Annotated in this window: 13 protein-coding genes and 1 pseudogene; 7 read left to right on the forward strand and 7 right to left on the reverse strand. The window is 59.3% G+C overall.

The features are described from left to right. Positions 1–561 precede the first annotated feature (561 nt). Complete coding sequence (locus ACP2YO_RS20225; RefSeq protein ID WP_426442376.1) at positions 562–3,087, forward strand: MASE1 domain-containing protein; 2,526 nt, start codon at positions 562–564, stop codon at positions 3,085–3,087. 9 nt (positions 3,088–3,096) lie between these two features. Here the strand turns inward: ACP2YO_RS20225 and ACP2YO_RS20230 are convergent, their stop codons facing one another. Then, on the reverse strand, positions 3,097–3,645 hold the full coding sequence (locus ACP2YO_RS20230; RefSeq protein WP_426442377.1) for a hypothetical protein: 549 nt from the start codon (positions 3,643–3,645) through the stop codon (positions 3,097–3,099). An 889-nt stretch (positions 3,646–4,534) separates the two neighbouring features. Next, positions 4,535–4,849: a helix-turn-helix domain-containing protein gene (locus ACP2YO_RS20235; protein ID WP_426442378.1), complete on the reverse strand. Its 315-nt coding sequence runs from the start codon at positions 4,847–4,849 to the stop codon at positions 4,535–4,537. Between the two features lie 60 nt (positions 4,850–4,909). On the opposite strand from ACP2YO_RS20235, the gene ACP2YO_RS20240 reads away from it, so the two are divergent. Together ACP2YO_RS20240 and ACP2YO_RS20245 are read left to right on the forward strand one after the other, a co-directional pair. Continuing rightward, the gene (locus ACP2YO_RS20240; RefSeq protein WP_426442379.1) at positions 4,910–5,308 is read left to right on the forward strand and encodes a DUF1330 domain-containing protein; all 399 of its coding nucleotides are present in this window, start codon (positions 4,910–4,912) and stop codon (positions 5,306–5,308) included. A gap of 2,259 nt (positions 5,309–7,567) precedes the next feature. Continuing rightward, positions 7,568–7,810, forward strand: coding sequence for a cysteine rich repeat-containing protein (locus tag ACP2YO_RS20245; RefSeq protein ID WP_426443266.1), 243 nt, complete (start codon positions 7,568–7,570; stop codon positions 7,808–7,810). Positions 7,811–7,864: 54 nt separating this feature from the next. Here ACP2YO_RS20245 and ACP2YO_RS20250 read toward each other — a convergent pair whose 3' ends face one another. Beyond that, positions 7,865–7,996, reverse strand: coding sequence for a hypothetical protein (locus ACP2YO_RS20250; protein ID WP_426442380.1), 132 nt, complete (start codon positions 7,994–7,996; stop codon positions 7,865–7,867). A 630-nt stretch (positions 7,997–8,626) separates the two neighbouring features. On the opposite strand from ACP2YO_RS20250, the gene ACP2YO_RS20255 reads away from it, so the two are divergent. Beyond that, positions 8,627–9,973 carry an IS5 family transposase gene (locus ACP2YO_RS20255; protein WP_426436472.1) on the forward strand — a complete coding sequence of 449 codons (1,347 nt, stop codon included), beginning with the start codon at positions 8,627–8,629 and terminating at the stop codon, positions 9,971–9,973. A gap of 510 nt (positions 9,974–10,483) precedes the next feature. Further along, positions 10,484–10,627 carry a hypothetical protein gene (locus ACP2YO_RS20260; RefSeq protein ID WP_426442381.1) on the forward strand — a complete coding sequence of 48 codons (144 nt, stop codon included), beginning with the start codon at positions 10,484–10,486 and terminating at the stop codon, positions 10,625–10,627. 172 nt (positions 10,628–10,799) lie between these two features. Here ACP2YO_RS20260 and ACP2YO_RS20265 read toward each other — a convergent pair whose 3' ends face one another. After that, on the reverse strand, positions 10,800–11,015 hold the full coding sequence (locus ACP2YO_RS20265) for a hypothetical protein (RefSeq protein WP_426442382.1): 216 nt from the start codon (positions 11,013–11,015) through the stop codon (positions 10,800–10,802). Between the two features lie 133 nt (positions 11,016–11,148). On the opposite strand from ACP2YO_RS20265, the pseudogene ACP2YO_RS20270 reads away from it, so the two are divergent. Next, positions 11,149–11,474: pseudogene (locus ACP2YO_RS20270) on the forward strand (transposase); the annotation flags it as partial. 261 nt (positions 11,475–11,735) lie between these two features. Here ACP2YO_RS20270 and istB read toward each other — a convergent pair. Together istB and istA are read right to left on the reverse strand one after the other, a co-directional pair. Beyond that, positions 11,736–12,479 (reverse strand): IS21-like element helper ATPase IstB, encoded by a 744-nt coding sequence (gene istB, locus ACP2YO_RS20275; RefSeq protein ID WP_426433809.1) that lies wholly within the window; start codon positions 12,477–12,479, stop codon positions 11,736–11,738. Between the two features lie 11 nt (positions 12,480–12,490). Beyond that, positions 12,491–14,029: an IS21 family transposase gene (istA, locus tag ACP2YO_RS20280; protein WP_426443134.1), complete on the reverse strand. Its 1,539-nt coding sequence runs from the start codon at positions 14,027–14,029 to the stop codon at positions 12,491–12,493. A 989-nt stretch (positions 14,030–15,018) separates the two neighbouring features. On the opposite strand from istA, the gene ltrA reads away from it, so the two are divergent. Next, complete coding sequence (ltrA, locus tag ACP2YO_RS20285; protein WP_426442383.1) at positions 15,019–16,389, forward strand: group II intron reverse transcriptase/maturase; 1,371 nt, start codon at positions 15,019–15,021, stop codon at positions 16,387–16,389. Positions 16,390–16,675: 286 nt separating this feature from the next. Here ltrA and ACP2YO_RS20290 read toward each other — a convergent pair whose 3' ends face one another. Further along, the gene (locus ACP2YO_RS20290) at positions 16,676–17,272 is read right to left on the reverse strand and encodes a hypothetical protein (protein WP_426442384.1); all 597 of its coding nucleotides are present in this window, start codon (positions 17,270–17,272) and stop codon (positions 16,676–16,678) included. Positions 17,273–17,586 lie beyond the last annotated feature (314 nt).

Genomic DNA, 17,586 nt, shown 5'->3' on the forward strand with positions numbered 1-17,586 from the left:
AACTTCTAATATGCTGCGCCGCATCAGTCTGGAATTGGCCCGAATGCGAAGTGCGGCCGGACTCTGAAATCGTCCGCTTATCGGGGTAAGACCGGAAGTGACTAGCCGACCTCACAAAATGGCGCTGTTGACCCAACTGAGACATTCGGGGCGACCCCGAGAGCAAAGCTCATCCTTTGCATCAACTGACACAATTAATGCTGATGATCTCGCCGACACGCAGCAGGATCGGACCTGTTCGCGTTTCCGAGTGCCCATGTGCACCCTTTCGTCTCTTGCTGGACCCGCTATTAGGTCAACGATGCTGCCCGAGCGCCCCTAGTACCAAACTTATCAGGCGACCATCGTGCGGCCATGCTTTGGTCAAAACTGCATTGAGTTTTTGGCGGGGTCGTCGGCGTGCTGGAAATGCGACTGCCCCCCTGGGCTAATGTCGGAAAGCGGGCTAGGTCCCCCGCCGCTTTTTTGAGGCGCCTACCGCAAAGGCTAGTGATGGAAAGGGCAAGATCTGGTAAAGTCAACATATTCGCTTTTGGCGGTGCTCGGAGTGCTGCATCCTACTTGGTCGAACTTTTAGTAGTCGCCGCGATTTACGGTGGCCTTGCCGAGTCCGCGCAATTCCTACCCGCAATGAATCCGACCGCGACACCGTTGTGGCCACCAACCGGGCTTACGCTCGCGCTGGTCCTGCTGCGCGGCTACCGGATTTGGCCCGCGATCTTAGTGGGGGCCGTTTCTCCTTACCTTATGGCCGACCGATCGCTCTTAGAGGTTGGCTCCGTTGGGGTCGGAACTCTCCTTGCAGCATTTGCCGGGACATGGCTGGTCAGTCGCTGGTCAAACGGTTACCAGACGTTTGCTACCCCCTCTAGTATCGCAAAGTTTGCAATTATTTCCTTTGCGCCGACAGCGATGATCAGTTCAATCATCGTCTTGGCCGGCTTCATTCTCGCCAACGAACCAACCCTTTCGGATTCCGTCGTCACCTGGTTAACCTGGTGGCTTGCAGACGCGGCTGGGACTTTGGTGATTGCTCCGATCGTCGTGCTCTGGGCAACGATGTCCTTACGCATTTCCTCCAATTGGACTCCATTGGAATCGATTGCAATCTCTGCTTTCGTAAGCATCATCGGGATCGTTGCTTACAGCCCGCTCATCGGCAGTGACCTCTTCAGCAACGGTTTCAACGTGCTGCTGCGGTACCGGAGCCTTCTAGGCTTTCTGGTTTTACTACCGTTGATGTGGGCTGGTCTGCGCGGCAATCGATGCAACGTCGCTACGGTCGCGCTCATTTTCATCGGAATGGCTGTGTGGGGGTTCTCGGTGGGCAACGATCCATTTCCGAAAGCGGATCCGAATGGAGCGCTATTATCGTTGCTCGTGCTTTCGATCAGCGTATCAGTACCGCCTCTTGCTTTAGCTGCGGCAATAGCGACGCACGAGACCACCGAAGCCCATTTGCGCTCTGTTCAGGACCAACTGAACCGTCAGATTGAACGGAATCGCGTGGCGCTCGACAGCGTTAGACGCCACTTCCAGATTCTTATCGAAGGTGTTGTCGACTATGCAATCTTTGCCCTTGATAGAGAAGGGCACGTCACGAGTTGGAATAGCACCACACAACGAATCATCGGCTACACCGCGGAAGAAATTATAGGCAAGCATTTTGGAATGTTTTATCGGCCGGATGAACGCCGCGCGGGTGCACCGACCCACGCATTGGAGTCGGCAATCCAACGAGGAAAGCACGAAGTAGAGGGTTGGCGCATCAGAAAAAATGGTACGCCGTTCTTCATCACCGGCTCGGTCTCTTCGAGCCGTGATGACGCAGGAAACCTGATCGGTTTTATCAGTATACTCCGGGACGCAACTGAGCGACGCGACGCGGAGGAGAAACTGGTCCAGGCACGCGAACAACTCGCGATGTCTCAGAAAATGGAGGCAATCGGCAAACTGACTGGCGGGATCGCACACGACTTCAACAATCTATTGATGATCATTGGAGGAAGTGCCCAGATCTTTGCACGCCTGCTCGATCCAAAACTGCCAAGAGCGATCGAAGCCATACAGACCGCGGCCAAACGCGGAGAAAGTCTCACGCGTCAATTGTTGACATTCTCTCGCCATCAGCATCTCAGCCCGACGGTCGTCGATTTGAATGATTCCATAAAGACCATGCGGACCATGATTGAGAGTTCACTGCGTGGAAACATTGTGTACAACGAAAAGATTGGCGACGGTGTTTGGCCGGTTAAGGTGGACCTCGCCGAACTTGAACTTGCGATTGTCAACATCGCCGTCAATGCGCGCGATGCAATGCCAAACGGCGGCACGTTCACGTTATCCGTCCACGCCGTGACCGTAGATCAGGAAATCGGCGGTGATCGTCTTGGGAAGGCTTTCTTTGCGATAGCGTTTGGCGATACGGGCACCGGTATTCCGCCAAATCTTCTGTCCAAGATGTTCGATCCATTTTTCACAACCAAAGAGGTCGGCAAAGGGACCGGGCTCGGTTTGTCCCAAGTTTACGGTTTTGCGCACCAAGCCGGCGGAACGGTGACGGCAGACAGCAAAGTCGGACAAGGAACGACGATTACGATCTATTTGCCGTCGTGCGCAGACGAGCAACTCACCAGCAAAGAGTCTGCCGCTGCAACACGGCATTCGCAGCGGCAGACGGTTCTCGTTGTCGACGATAGCGCTGATGTGGCTGACGTAACGTCCTCGCTGTTCGAGCATCTGGGCTATGAGACCATCTATCGAGAGTCGGCCGAAGCGGCATTGAAGCTGCTTGAAACGGGTACAAAGATCGATCTCGTCTTCAGCGATATCGTCATGCCAGGAACCATCGATGGCGTCGGGCTTGCGAGAGAAATTCGGTCGCGGTATTCCAATTTGCCCGTAGCCCTTACGACCGGCTACAGCGATGCCACAAAAGCGGTTCCTCCAAGTTTAAGAATACTGCGTAAGCCGTTCGATACCGAGGCACTAAGAGACTTTATCCAGGATATTCTGCCTCCGAGATCAACGAGATCATCCGGTGTGCCTCTGGCGTCAAGCACGACTAACGCTTTGCACAGAAGTTGACCGGTCGCGTCATCGACGAGAGAGTAGGTCAGATGAAGAGAGGACTTTTACTTTCAATCCGATTCCCGTTTGCATCGGCCGATGCCTTGTCCATTTCCGGAATTTCATGACGCCACGCAGGCCGACCGCTAACCAGCGTGGAACTGGGGAGCCTGTTGGAAACGGATTCGTGGCTCGCCAGTCATCTGCAGCGCTTGCCTGCTCGTTCTGGCAATCCTTGTGTTCGCGGCTCGTCAGGTAGCGCCGATCGACGGCCGCGCGTTCGTGTCGATTGCGCGCCATCGGCAAAATAAACAGGGACGAAAACGCATCTATTGCGCTTCGCCAGCGAGCGCATCGTGAAGGGGCGTGAAAATGCAATCTATCGATTTTTTGGGATTCATGGCCGCCGCCGTGCTTGCCAGCTTTTGCATGACCAGCATTGTGGCGCTTCGAACGATAGCGATGGTCAGCAACGTACTGTTCATTTCTTACGGTCTGTTTGGGCACATTTATCCGGTATTCCTTCTTCACATCGTGTTGCTGCCGATAAACCTCGTAAAGCTTCGGCAGCTCCATATTTGCTTGCCGCAAACCGCAAGGCGCGCATAGTTATGAACCCTCAGTAATTCGCTGGACAATCGTTGCAGCTCTATTTGGCATTATTGTCTGGACTACCATTGGTCCCGCACGGCACGTCTGGCGGCCGAAAGCTGCGGCCAGGATCGCAGATCGCGTCAAGGCGGACGTTTCTACCCAATCGCCGGACCAGACGGGTCCCGCCAAGCCCATGTCAGAGCCGAAGCGGAAAGGAGAATGGGCACCCGTTTTTAAGCAGGATATTGTCGTTCAAAATGCGCGTCGTTGAAATTGCAAAACGATCGAAATGGCTGCACGGAATCCGCGGGGGGCATGACCTTATTCGGCTCTATGCCTCGGCTTGCAGCCGGCAACGACGGCTTGCGAGTCAAAAGCTGCGACGAAGACCGCTTCGGTTGATGCCGCGCACTCCCATGCCGCGGATATCGCCCACAGCGCACGCAAAATCGAGACCCTGACAGGAAAATCGGAAAGCCTATTGGTGGGTGACCTTCACCGCGTCGCGGCTCAAGCGTGTCCCCACCGTTCGCGCCCAGCGCGACCGGTTCAATCAGATCGAGCGGGAGCTTGCCGCGCACAAAGTTTCTCGAGTTCGAGTTCGCAAGCCTCTCCCTGCGTTTGCTTGGTACCTTGATCCAGCCCTCGCTTGTAAGTTCCTTCGCTGTGCGGCCAATGACTTGATCTGCGTGTCTTTCTGCGACACCTATGGTTTCAACAGATGCAAGGACGACGTCGGCCGGAGATGCCGGCACGGGCAGGCTTGAACAGAAGCGCGGTATGTTGGCTAATAGCGTCGTGATATGGACCGCGGCGCTCTCGGCGTGGCGGCGTCAGACTGCGTCGTCAGCCTTCGGCAGATTTGCACCTATCAATTGTTGAGAGGTCGTCCTGCCCTGGTGCTCGCAGCGCCATGCCGCTGGGCTCGCCCCGACGTGCAGCGAGAAAACCGCTTTAAATGGCTCTGGTCCGCCAACCCGCATATGGCTGCGATCCGCGCGATCGCGGTCGCGGATTCCAGTAACAGCGCCTTCGCCTTCTGCACCCAGTACTTTTGGAGCCATTTGGCAAATGTTCTAGATTTCGCTTCTCTAAAATCTATTGGCCTATAAATGTTCTGCACAACAACGTGCATATGCCGGAGTTCTCCGTGGGTGAACGGAGTTCCTGCAACACGGAAAACCATGTTCGCAATTCGCGTGCTAGGCTCCCGGCCGCCTAATTACAGGCCGTTTGGGAGGACGCAATGAAAACACATTACATAGTCGTGGTAGCTTTGCTCGCAGGCGTTGCAATTGGCTCCATGGCAGTTCAGGGCCTTCACGCCCAGGCCAAGCCGCCAGTTTACCTGATCACCGAAATCGACGTGACGAATCCTGACGCTTACGGAAACGAGTTTGCCCCGAAGGCCCAAGCGACCATCAGAGGGGCAGGCGCTAAGTTTATCGTCATCGGCGGCGCGGGCGGTGTCGGCGCGAAGCCAATCAACGCAGTTGAGGGCACACCGCCCAAGCGTGTTGCGATTCAACAATGGGAAAGCCTCGAAGCGATGAATAAATGGTACAAGAGCGCCGACTATCAGGAGGCGCTCAAGATTGGCCTAAAGTATGCGACCTTCCGCCGATACGCGGTTGAGGGGCAATAAGCCCACTCCTTGCTTTCGTATTCGAGAGCCGCCTCAGTTGGCGGCCTCTTTCGTTATTTTGCTCGCCACTTCGCGGCGCCGGCGCGGCGCTCTTCGCGCCTTGGAGGCATCCACCTCGGCGTCGAATTCTATCGATCTCAACACGCGCCGACGGATTTTAGCGGTTCGAAGCGAAGGCAATCTGGCGAGCGAGGAACCAACGCTGATAGCAAGAGTCGAGTCCCGGCTTTCGGTCCCAGCCCCCAAAGCCCAACCGAGAGAAAACCCTCCACCGGGTTGGCGACCTTCGGCGTTCTCCTATCTCCGACGCCGGGGTCGTTTGATCATCGCGCGCTTGGTTTCGCCGCGGTAGGCACCTCAATGCAGCGTCGCCTCGCGCCTTTTGGGAGCTTCTGGATATGGTCGCAGCGTCGTGCGACGTGGCGAGCAGCGGCCCGTCAGGCAGCTCGATCGGGTCGTCAAACTCGCGCCGCCAACCGCGCGACTTGGACGAGTTATCGCTCTGTGACTGGGTTTCCTGGAGTTATGATCTGAAGGTCGACAGGCGTCACCGAAATGGGGTGGCCTTCAGGCCCTTCGTATCGGGCTGCAAGATCCAGAAGGCGGCGCTTGATATGCGGATCATCGGCTCGCGCAGCCAGATCGCGCACAGCCTGCGCGCTGCTTCCTGAAACTCTCGTCCAACATAATCTGCCTCGAAACACAATGAACAGAAAGACCCATCCTAGGCCGGCCCCTGAACGGGAGAAACTGAATCCAGCAGAGGATCTGGAACCTAACGGTAATCGAGGAGGGGCTCGCAGGAACAAACAGGCACGCCAATAAACGCCGCCCGCTTAAATGTATCGCGGGCGGCGGCTTTCCAGCCCCGGGTAGGTGATGCAAAATCCCGGCGAGAAATACTCTGCACAGCCCGTGCCAAGGTTTTTGTCACGCTGTGGGACACGCGGGCAGTTAGTATACCCTTAAACCCTACAGAGTATATGTGCATCCATCACAGTTCCCGCGAGCTTCTGTGATTTGGAATGCAGGACGGTCCCGCACAGGCGCGCGGGACCGTTTTTGTTTGGGCACCCCCAAACCCGCGCGACGCACATCCGCAGCGTCATGGAACTACTCTTTCTAAAACGACGCGGCCTCGGCGGTACGCCCCAGCGGGCGGTAAAGGCCGGGGCGGCGATCCCTTATCGCGCGATACGCATTGGTCGGGTTTGGGGTGCGGCGTCGGCCAATATCCGCGCGACGACGATATGCTAGAACTGAAAACGCCAGGGGCAATTGCCATTCCGCACTAGCTCCAAAGGGCGTATCGGCACGAGGATGGGCACACCCAGAAGACAGTCGCCCGGCGACGCTGGCGCGAATCCAAACCTTAAAAGAAGGCCCCAGCGCGGGGGGACGATAGCGCTGAGGCCCAAGGCGTCATGGGCTGTTCAAACCCAGCGCTCAACGCTGGGCCGCGGGGCTCGTTCCTAAATAGAAATGGGTACATAGCGAGATAGCGATTTGCCATTCGGTCGCCCGACTTCTTTCTTGGGAAGCCCGCCGCCATATCCATTTGATGATGAACAACCGTTCATGGAACGGGTGCTGAGTTCAGGTCGTTAATTGCTAGGGCTGGGTCCGAGGAGGAGAGAGGAGAGTTATGAAGCACGCAATCATCGCACTTTCTACCGCCTGCATCATCGCTGCTGCCCCTGCCGCTTTTGCACAGGGCGTATCAAGCAAGACACCTGGTCACGAAATGCAGGCGAAGGGCTCCAAGAAGGGCAGCCCCGGCGCGTCCGGTTACGCTCCGGGACAAGAGATGCAGGCGAAGGGGTCAAAGAATGGGAAGCCCGGGGCTTCCGGCTATGCTCCTGGTCAGACCACAGGTTCAAGCTCCACAAGGTCCAGGTAAGAAACGGCGGCCCGCCGCTCGACCGCGGCGGGCTTTCGTTTGGGGCGATGCTCGGGCAGAGAGCGGTCAACTCGGGCCTTCACGGTCAACAGATGGTAGTGGGTCACTGACCCACTGCCTAGCGCGACGCGGGATATGAAAAAATCGATCTGTGATGGAAACATCGGCAGCGGTGTGTGGAATGAGCCTCGCTCCATCCCACGGGGCTGGCGGGTGAGATGGAGCGAGACCTGTGCGCAACGCATGGAGTCGTTGCCGTTCCAGTATTGTTTCTGATTCGAGGCAGGTTCGAGGCGGCGCAGGAACCAGAGGAACCGCACAACGGTCTGCCACTTTATCCTGGGTGCGTTTGGACGTTCATGGGAGATGATCGATGCGCCAATTATTGCTCGCCGTTGTCGGGTTTACTGATCGGAGTATCATCGTCACTAGCCCAGGGGCATATGGGCACTCCGCAGGAGCAACAGGCGTGCAGGCGCGACGCGCAGCGATTCTGCCGGCAACAGCTGGGCGATGACGGAGCGGTTCAACAATGTTTGCAGCAAAACCGCACGAAACTGAGCAAGAGTTGTCAGAAGGTATTTGAGAGCCACGGCATGTAGATTGGGCTCAGATGCTGCCGATCCTGGGCGATGCATCAGCGGGAGAGTCTGCGTTCAGACGCCAAACGACCGACGCATCTCAAGAGCAATCCCCTTGACGGCGTCGGTGTATCGACCGTGCTCAAAATGTTGGTCCCAGACGTAGAGAATAGCGACGACACCGATGGCGAGAATAATTCCCTTCATAAAAGCTCCCGATCGATCCGGCATGTTGCCGGTAGTAGCAAAAACAGCGGCACCTGGCCCCCAGAGGCGCTAGATGATGGAAACAATCCTACCGCGCGCGTGTTCGGCTACAATACGGAGAACTACTGCTGCAGCGCGCGCCGCAAAAACTTCAGAGCGGCCCCGACGGCGAGCAACCCCCGCTCCCTTTGCTCAAGTCGATGAACATCAAGCCTAAAGGCAGCGCGTCTTCTCGATCACCCAGCTGCCGTTCGGCGGTTTGTCGAGCGTATTCCGGAAGCGCCCGCGGCATCCGCGGGATGTCGTCGCCTTGCGCGGGCCTGTTGCAGCTTGGGCATGGCACGGCCGCAAGGTGCAGGCGTGCGGACCTGAACCTCGGCTGAGGTGTATGGAACTGAGAATCTATATAGGTCCATAGATCCTGGGCAGGGGCAAATTTGTTCTCGCTCGGAGAACTACAGAGTCGTCCGTGAAGAGCGGCTAAGCGATTGAGCTAGAATCGCATTTGTCGTTGTGGACTGTTTTGCGATTGCAGGGTTTTGATGCTTCGAGCATCGGAACCCTGCAATTTCATTTTCAGGATTCCGTCGAATCGCCAGTCATGATTCCGTCGTCGCATCGGAGGTGGCGATGCGACCGAAGAAGCACAGGACGACGGGATCGGGCGATCTGTTCCGGGCCAGGCTGGACCAGATCATCAATATGAAGCACGAGCTGGTTCAGCTCGCCGGCAAAGTCGATTGGGACTGGATCGACGGTGAGATCGCGCCGCTCTATAGCGAGAACGGTCGGCCAGGCATCGCGACCCGATTCATGATCGGGCTGCTGTTGCTCAAGCACATTTATGGCCTGTCCGATGAGGGGGTGTGCGAGCGCTGGGTCCACGACCCGTACTTCCAGTTCTTCACCGGCGAAGAGTTCTTTCAGCACGCCTTCCCGCACGAGCGCTCGGACCTGAGCCACTGGCGCAAACGGCTCGGCGACAAGCTGGAGCTGTTGCTGGCCGAGAGCTTGCGGGTGGCGCACGAGGCCGGCGCGTTACGCAGCCAGGACCTCAAGCGGGTCACGGTCGATACCACCGTGCAGCCGAAGGCGATCACCTTCCCGACCGATGCCAAGCTGCTGCACGCGGCGATCAAGGGGCTCAACCGCCTGGCGAGGAAGCACGGGGTCAAGCTGCGGCAGTCCTACCTTCGCATTGCCAAGACCGCGGCAATGATGGCGGGGCGCTACGCCCATGCCAAGCAATTCAAACGGCATCAGCGGCAGTTGCGCATCCTGCGTAGCCGGCTGGGCCGGATCATCCGCGATCTCCGCCGCAAGATCGAAGGTCAGGCTGTGATCGAGAACGCGTTCGCCCTCCCGCTCAGCCGGGCTTCGCAGATCCGCTCGCAGCAGCAACGCCAGCGCGGCTGGAAGCTCTATTCCTTCCACGCCCCGGAGGTGGAGTGCATCGGCAAGGGCAAAGCAGCCGCGCCTTACGAGTTCGGCGTCAAAGCCTCCATCGTCACCAACAACCGCCTGGCTCCTGGGGGCCTGTTCGTGCTGCACGCCACGGCGCTACCCGATAACCCGTACGACGGTCATACCTTGCAGGACGTCATTGACCGCACCGAGACACTCACCGGCTGCGCGATCGAGCGGGCCTATGTCGACAAGGGATACCGCGGTCACAACGCACAAAATCCCCGCCGAATCTTCATCTCTGGCCAGAAGCGCGGCGTCTTCGGTGTCATCAAGCGCGAGCTGCGCCGCCGCTCCGCCATCGAACCCATCATCGGACACCTGAAGACCGATGGTCACCTCGGCCGCTGCTACCTCAAAGGCCGCGCCGGCGATGCGGCTAACGTCATCCTCTCAGCCGTCGGCCACAACTTCCGCCGCATCATCGCCTGGCTAAGGGCTCTTTGGTGCCTGATCCTGACCACCCTCATCGCTGCCGCCAGCGACCGCTCTCCGCTTAATTCGGTTTCTTAACGGACGACTACAGACGAGCGGAACGTTAAGGAAACGTTGGCACAGGCTTCTCGGTAGTCCTGCCGAGAACATCCGCTAAGCGATGATTTCCATTCGACCAAGCGGCGGAACGGTCCCGGCGGGGGTTGGGGGGCTGACAGGCCGGGACCGCTCCAGGTCGGGAAGCCCGGCGGCGGGCACCCAACCGTTCTAACGGTTCCGGTTCGATTCAGGTTCCATGCGATGTTGAGCCCCGGTATTTGCGCGCTAACTGCACAGTGGCACGCTGTGGCTCATTGCAGCGAGTGAGTCGATTTCATCCATGAGCATTTCGAACGAACAACCCTGCCAAGACTGCGGCGTGCCAAGGCACATCGTGAAGACCGAGCTGCTAAACGACGACTACTTTCTGCGTGTGTGGCAATGCCCCAAATGTGGAAGCGTTGTCCGGCTGACTACTGAGAGCCGGACGAAAGACAGACTAACTTAATTCGTTATGGCAGGAGTCTCTCAACTGGGACAGCACCCGCCATGATGCAGCGCTTTCAGGAACGCAATCCGGGCGAACATGGCGGCGAGCTATTGCGCGTCGTGGGTGTGGAACGGACTTCCGCATCAGTAGAAACCCGCACTTATTCCGAGACCCAGATCCAGGCTGCAGATCGCGAGGCATGAGACGAGTAATCCAATGGCGGACAAAAACGCCACCGTCACGAAAGCGTTGTCGTCCTTGACGTCGCCCCGTCATGAACAGCCGATTTGGTTTCGACGATGAGCGTGGTCAAGGTTGCAATGATAAGGCAGCCGATCCTGATCGCCAGTCGCGAGAAGCCAAGTTCATAGTGCCCTATGAATCCAAGGCCAAACCCTGCAATGGATTGCGCGCGTCGAAGTAGCGCACTCTTTCGTCTGTATGAGCCAGGCGGATGCGAAGAATTGGGTAGTCATCGCAGAGAGATTTGCCGCTCGAATGAAGTGATTTGAGTTTGGTTTGAACCCTCTCGTCGGCAAAAAAGGTCTCGGCCTCGAGATGTCTTTTGGTGGCGATGGCTAGGATCGGCATTCAGTCTGCTCCAGACGGTGCGCCTATCGCTGCGCGGCATAGCGAAATACGGCAAGCACAGGTCGACGTCATGAAGCGGCGTCGAAGATCGCACCCCGAACCCGCAGCCGGCAACGGCGCAGCTACGGTCGGCGGGCTATTCTCGCGCGAGGACTTCACCTATGACCACGCAGGTGACGTGTACCGCTGCCCCAGCGGCAACGTACTCAACACGACGGGAACGCTGGTGCATGATGGCGCCACGATGCTTTACATGGCCAGAAAGCGCGATTGCGATCGGTGCGCACTGAAATCCCGGTGTTGCCCCAAGCAGCCTTCACGGAGGGGCCGCGCTCAATCTATGAGGGCGCTCGCGACATGGCCCGCCAGATCGCAGGGTCGCGGGAAGGAGGCGCCTCGTGTCGGCTCCGCAAAAAGATCGAGATGCTGTTCGCGCACCTCAAGCGCATTCTCAGGCTTGCAGATTCCGATGATCTCGCCCGGGTGTACCGATTTGATCTCGCCCAGGATTCCGAGATGATCTCGCCCACTATTCCAATTTGATGTCGCCCGGGGCGCGAGGCGTTCTGGCTGTCTGGTTTCTGGCATCGGCGAAGCCGCGAGGTCAACCTTGAATCACGGCTTGAAGTCTTCGTTGTCTGTTGCTGCATCTGCTGTGGGCATGTGGGCAACGCACTTCGCGTTGTCCAAGCGCAGCGGCATGTCCACAGCGCCACGGGTTCAGGCCTTCCGGCCGGGTTTGCGGGTTCGCCGCATGCTCTCGCCGTTGAGGTCGATGCGGTGGGCGTTGTGGACCAGGCGGTCGAGGACGGCGTCGGCGTAAGTGGGGTCGCCGATCAGCGCGTGCCATTGATCCACCGGGAGCTGGCTGGTGACGATGGTGGAGCGGCGACCGTAGCGGTCCTCGAGGATCTCCAGGAGGTCGTGGCGGGCCGTGGCATCGAGCGGTTCGAGGCCCCAGTCGTCGAGGATGAGCAGATCGACGCGGCCAAGCGCCCGCAGCAGACGGGAGTGGCGGCCGTCGCCGCGCGCCAAAGCGAGATCGGTGAACAGCCGGGGTGCGCGCTGATAGAGCACAGAGCGATTGTCGCGGCAGGCCTTGTTGCCGAGCGCCGAGGCGAGCCAGCTCTTGCCGACGCCGGAGGGCCCGCAGATCAAAAGGTTGACGTGGTCGTCGATCCATCCGCCTTCGACCAGCATCGTCAAGAGACTGCGGTCGAGGCCGCGCGGGGTGCGATAGTCGATGTCCTCGATGCAGGCCTGCTGGCGCAGCTTGGCGTATTGCAGCCGCTTCGACAGTCGCTTGTCGCGCCGCAATGACGCTTCGCGTTCGAGCAGGAGGGCAAGCCATTCGGCGTGGCCGAGGCTTGCGGCCTCGCCGCCGGCTTCGATGTCGGCAAAGGCCTTGGCCATGCCGTGAAGGCCGAGCGTGTGGAGTTGATCGAGAGTCGGATGATTGAGCAAGACGTGATCTCCTAGTTGTAGTAGCGCGGCCCGCGGATGTTGGGATGAAGGATCGGCGCGTCGTCCGCGGAGCGCTTGGGTGAAGGACGCCGATCGAGATTGTTGGCGAGGATCGACTTGACCGAGCCGTAGGTGCGTGCGCCGATGTCGATCGCCCGCGCGGCGGCGGCATCGAGCCGCTCGTGCCCGTAGGATCGGGCAAGCCGGATGATGCCGAGACAGGCGCGGAAACCCTGTTCCGGATGCGCGCGCTCGTCGAGGATCAGGTCGCAGAGCGCGGCGGTGGCCGGCCCGATCGAGGCTGCGTCCTTGCGGATACGCTCGATGGTCCAGCCGGCGTAGCGCCGATGACTGGAGGCCATGTGCTCCGGCACGGTCGTATGCTTGTGGTTGCCGCTCATGCGCTGATGCGCGGCGATCCGCTCGCCCTTGTGGAAAATCTCGACGGTGCGGGCGGTGAAGCGAACCTCGACCTCGACGCGGACGAAGCGATGCGGAACGCTGTAGTAATGCGCCTCGACCTCGACGTGATAATCGATGCTGACCCGGCAGATCCGCCACTCGGCGAACACGTAAGGGCTCTGCGGCAAGGCCTTTAGCGCGGGCCGGTCGATCTCCTCCAACAGCTTGCGGCGGGTGATGCCGAGCCGTCGGATCGGCCGCTCCTCGTTGAGCCGTATGAGCAGTTCGGCGATCGCCGCGTTGACCTCGGCGAGGCTGTGGAAGATGCGGTGGCGCAGCCGCCCAAGCAGCCAGCGCTCGACCATGAGGACCGCCTGCTCGACCTTCGCCTTGTCCCTCGGCCGTCGCGGTCTGGCCGGCAGAATGGCGATGCCGTAATGCGCCGCCATGTCGGCGTAGCTGCGGTTGATCTGCGGATCGTAGAGGCAGGCCTTGATCACTGCGGTTTTGGTGTTGTCCGGCACCAGCAGCGCCGGCACGCCACCGATCGCCTCGAAGGCGCCGACGTGGCCGCCGATCCAGTCGGCGAGCCCCTGCGTCCAGGTCGCCTGCGCGTAGGTGAAGCTCGATGCGCCGAGCACCGCGACGAAAATTTGCGCGGTGCGCCGCTCGCCGGTCAGCCGGTCGATCACGACCGGCACGCCGTCGCCGGCATAGTCGACGAACAGCTTGTCGCCGGCTGCATGCGACTGGCGCATCGTGACCGACAGCCGGCCTTCCCAGGTGCGGTAGAGTTCGCAGAAACGCGAATAGCGATACCCGCCGGGTTCGCCCGCGATGTACTCCTCCCACAGGATCGACAGCGTCACGTGCTTGCGCCGCAGCTCGCGGTGCACCGCCGCCCAGTCCGGCTCGGATTGCCGGCGATGGCCCCGCCGGGTGCCAGAACCGGCGCCGCCCCCCGCGAACAGCCGGGCCTCCAGGACAGGATCCGTCAGGTCATCGCTCAACGGCCAGGTCAAGCCCGCCGCCTCGAACCGGCGGATCGTCAAACGCACCGTCGACGGCGCCGTTCCCAACCGCCGCGCAATCTCACGGGTCGGCATCCCGGCCGACTTCAATCTGATCACATCGCGCACATGGCGCATCGCAAACCTCTCCGTCGGCATCCAGGTCCCCTTCGCAAAGCCGAAAGGCGGGACCGTAGCGGAGCCAGAAGAGGCCTCGTCACCCCCGGGCGACATCATCCCGGAATGGTGGGCGAGATCATCTCGGAATGGCGGGCGAGATCAAATCGGAACGGTGGGCGACATCATTCCGGAATGGTGGGCGACATCGAGCGGAATCAGCACTCAGGCTCGACCGTCTACGTTTACGAGGCCCAAACGGAGCCCGAGATGAGTTCATCCTCGCAGCCACCGCCCAGAGCCTTCGAAAGATGGCCAAGCTGATTCCGATGCCCACTCCGAGGCTCGCATAAGAACAGCCGGAGCCGTTCGCCTGCATCAGTACTCGTCATTGCGACGAATTACTTCCGGTCTTTTTCAACAAAATCGACCCTTTGCACAAGTGACCGGCTCACGGGTGGTCTGGTTTTGGAGGCAGACCGGAAGCGGCTCGGCCGGCGCGCGAACGACGCGATTGACCGTGCGCCCCGAGGGCGCGAACTACCAGTGAGGGAGGAACTCACCCGGATAATTGTCGATTGGTCCGGAAGCTGGCAGGCGGCTCGGCCGGGTAACTGGCTGGGTCGGAGCCCTGCGACGAAGGCAGCCGTGGGCTGCTGAGCGATCTGATGGGCCGTAACAAAAGTGAAGCCCGAGCAGGCCTCGAAAGTTCTAATGCGGATGCCGACCCTCCGGTCATTTGGGGAAGGCCGCACGTGTGGGGAAGCAATCGACACGCGCACCCACGCGATCCGCCGGGGTAGTGGGCACGGCACGTCGGAAGGGTAGTTCGCAGTTACAGGGGGAGACCCGTCGCGGACGAGGGTAGCGGCCTCAGCATCGCATCAGGCGGTGGTCACGGCGGGAGTCGGACGGGGCCATAGGAGCGTTGAGGCCGGGTAATGCCGGCGGAGCAAAGGGCCCCGACTTCTGGTGCGCTTTTGAAGATGGTGAGGTGAGGGTGATTGGTGATGAGCCTGACAACGCCTGATAAGATCCGGAGCCTTCAGAGAAAGCTCTACTGCAAAGCGAAGGCGGAGCCCACCTTCCGCTTCTATCTGCTCTACGACAAGATCTGTCGCGAGGACATCCTAGATCACGCCTATCGGCTTGCCCGCGTTAATGCGGGTGCACCAGGTGTGGACGGGATGACGTTTGCTCAGATCGAGAAGCAGGGCTTGGAAGCATGGTTGGCGGGCTTGCGCGCGGAACTGGTCTCGAAGACATACAGACCTGATCCGGTGCGGCGGGTGATGATCCCGAAAGCGAATGGTGGCGAGCGTCCGCTCGGCATTCCGACCATTCGTGATCGTGTGATTCAGACTGCCGCCAAGATCGTGATCGAACCGATCTTCGAGGCTGACTTCGAGGACAATGCCTACGGCTACCGGCCCGCTCGCGGGGCGGTGGACGCGGTCAAGGAAGTGCACCGGCATTTATGCCGGGGCTATGCCGACGTAGTTGATGCTGATTTGTCCAAGTACTTCGATACGATACCGCATTCCGAGCTGATGAAGTCAGTAGCCCGGCGTGTGGTGGATCGAAACGTCCTGTGCCTCATCAAGATGTGGCTGAGGGCGCCGATCGAGGAACGGGACGCGGACGGAGCCCGGAGTATGAGTGGCGGCAAGCGAAACACGCGTGGCACGCCGCAAGGCGGTGTCGCAAGTCCACTGCTGGCCAACATCTACATGAACCGGTTCCTGAAGCATTGGCGTTTGACTGGCTGCGGCGAGAGCTTCCAGGCTCACGTCGTCTCCTATGCCGACGACTTCGTTATCCTCAGCCGCGGTCGTGCGGCGGAGGCACTAGCGTGGACGAAGGTGGTGATGACCAAGCTCGGGTTGACGATCAACGAGGCGAAAACTTCGTTGAGAAACGCCCGACAGGAACGCTTCGACTTCCTCGGCTACTCGTTCGGCGCGCATCGGTTTGAGGCGAACGGGAATTGGTATCTGGGTGCAAGCCCGTCCAAGAAGAGTGTGCAACGGCTCAAGACAAGAATCGGCGACCTTCTGGTGCCGAGCAATATCGATCCATGGCCGGAAGTATGTGACAAGCTGAACAGGTCTCTGCGAGGCTGGTCCAACTACTTTGGCTACGGCTCGCGGAGCAAGGCATACCGCAGCGTCGACCAATACGTCTTTGAACGATTGCGCAGGTTCCTCGCGCGAAGGCACAAGGTGCAAGGGCGCGGCAATCGCCGATTCACATTCGATGTTATTCATCGAGAACTCGGCGTTCTGTGCCTCCAACGCCTGCCCCGAGCGGACCCCGTCGTCTGGCTCGCGGTGAAGCCAGTTGGAAAGCCGGATGCCGGAAATCGGCTCGTCCGGTTTTGATGAGCGGGGATGGGAAACGGGGCGTTGGCCATTGGCCCCAAGCTACCGCGCCCATCCTCGACTCTACCAAGGCGGACTTCGGCGCGTCCGAACGAAAATCTGGCTCGAGCCCGATGTACGAAGTCACGCGTACTTTCACGGAGGCTGGATGGCCACGCGCGCCCGTCTCATCCGGACCTCGTCCTTGTCCACCGTGATCTGGATCGCGGCGGGCAGGCGGCGTTTGGGCGTCGTCCCGACGGCTCCTCAAGTATTCGTGCCGGACGAGCCTATTGGACGCATGAAATCATTGGGAGGGGATAATGGTCGGCGTCGTCCCGGTCACCGAGTTGGTAACGATACGATTATTTCCATAACTCTGCGTGGGTCCGCTGATCCCCGTGCTGTTCGAAAGGACCCCCGAAGCGGACATTGTGGTGTTTCCGGAAGATGCTATACCCGTGGAGTTGAATGATATTTGCGACGTGTTGATATCGATGACCGAGCCAGGGTCACCCTCAATGCCCGCGACACTGTTGCCCGCGAACATCGAATTCTTGATCATGACGCGCCCGCCGCTGCTGACTGCAACGCCGTAGAGGTTGTTCGTCGATCTGACGTTATCAAGATCGACGCCGATAGTACCGCTCGCAGCCACGATAACAATCCCTGGCCCCGAAACGCCGGTGACGCTGGTGTTGTTGATCGTCAGCACACCGGGCCCGCTTCGCTTATCCCTGATTCCAGGAAAACCTCCGGAGTTGTTAGAAACGAATACGTTTTCAAGAAAAACGTTACTCGCGGCGATTATGTCGATCAGCGGAAGGTTCACGCCAAAACCATTCACGCCGAGATTTCGAAGCCTGACTATCTTGGAGGGGGCATTGATCGTAATCAATTGCACATTATCGCCACCACCTCCCGCAGCACAGTCAATCGTTACCGATATCGTTATCGCGAAGAATCCGAAAAAGCCCGCGTCTAAACATGTAATAGCACCCCCATCGAGCGTTTTGGCAGGGCTCCTGAAATGGACCCGCAGGGTACCGTTGGACCGTTACAGGCGTTGGCGTCACTCCCTGAGTGAGACACGAACGTGAAAGGACTTTGGGCTTCTGCTTCTGTGCTCCATCGGATGCTGAATAGAGCCGCTGTCAGAACGATGGCAATCAACTTGAATATGCGCTTCATGGAAATGCTCTCTTTGGTGGCAGATGG

Source organism: Bradyrhizobium genosp. P (assembly GCF_049949265.1).
Taxonomy (GTDB): domain Bacteria; phylum Pseudomonadota; class Alphaproteobacteria; order Rhizobiales; family Xanthobacteraceae; genus Bradyrhizobium.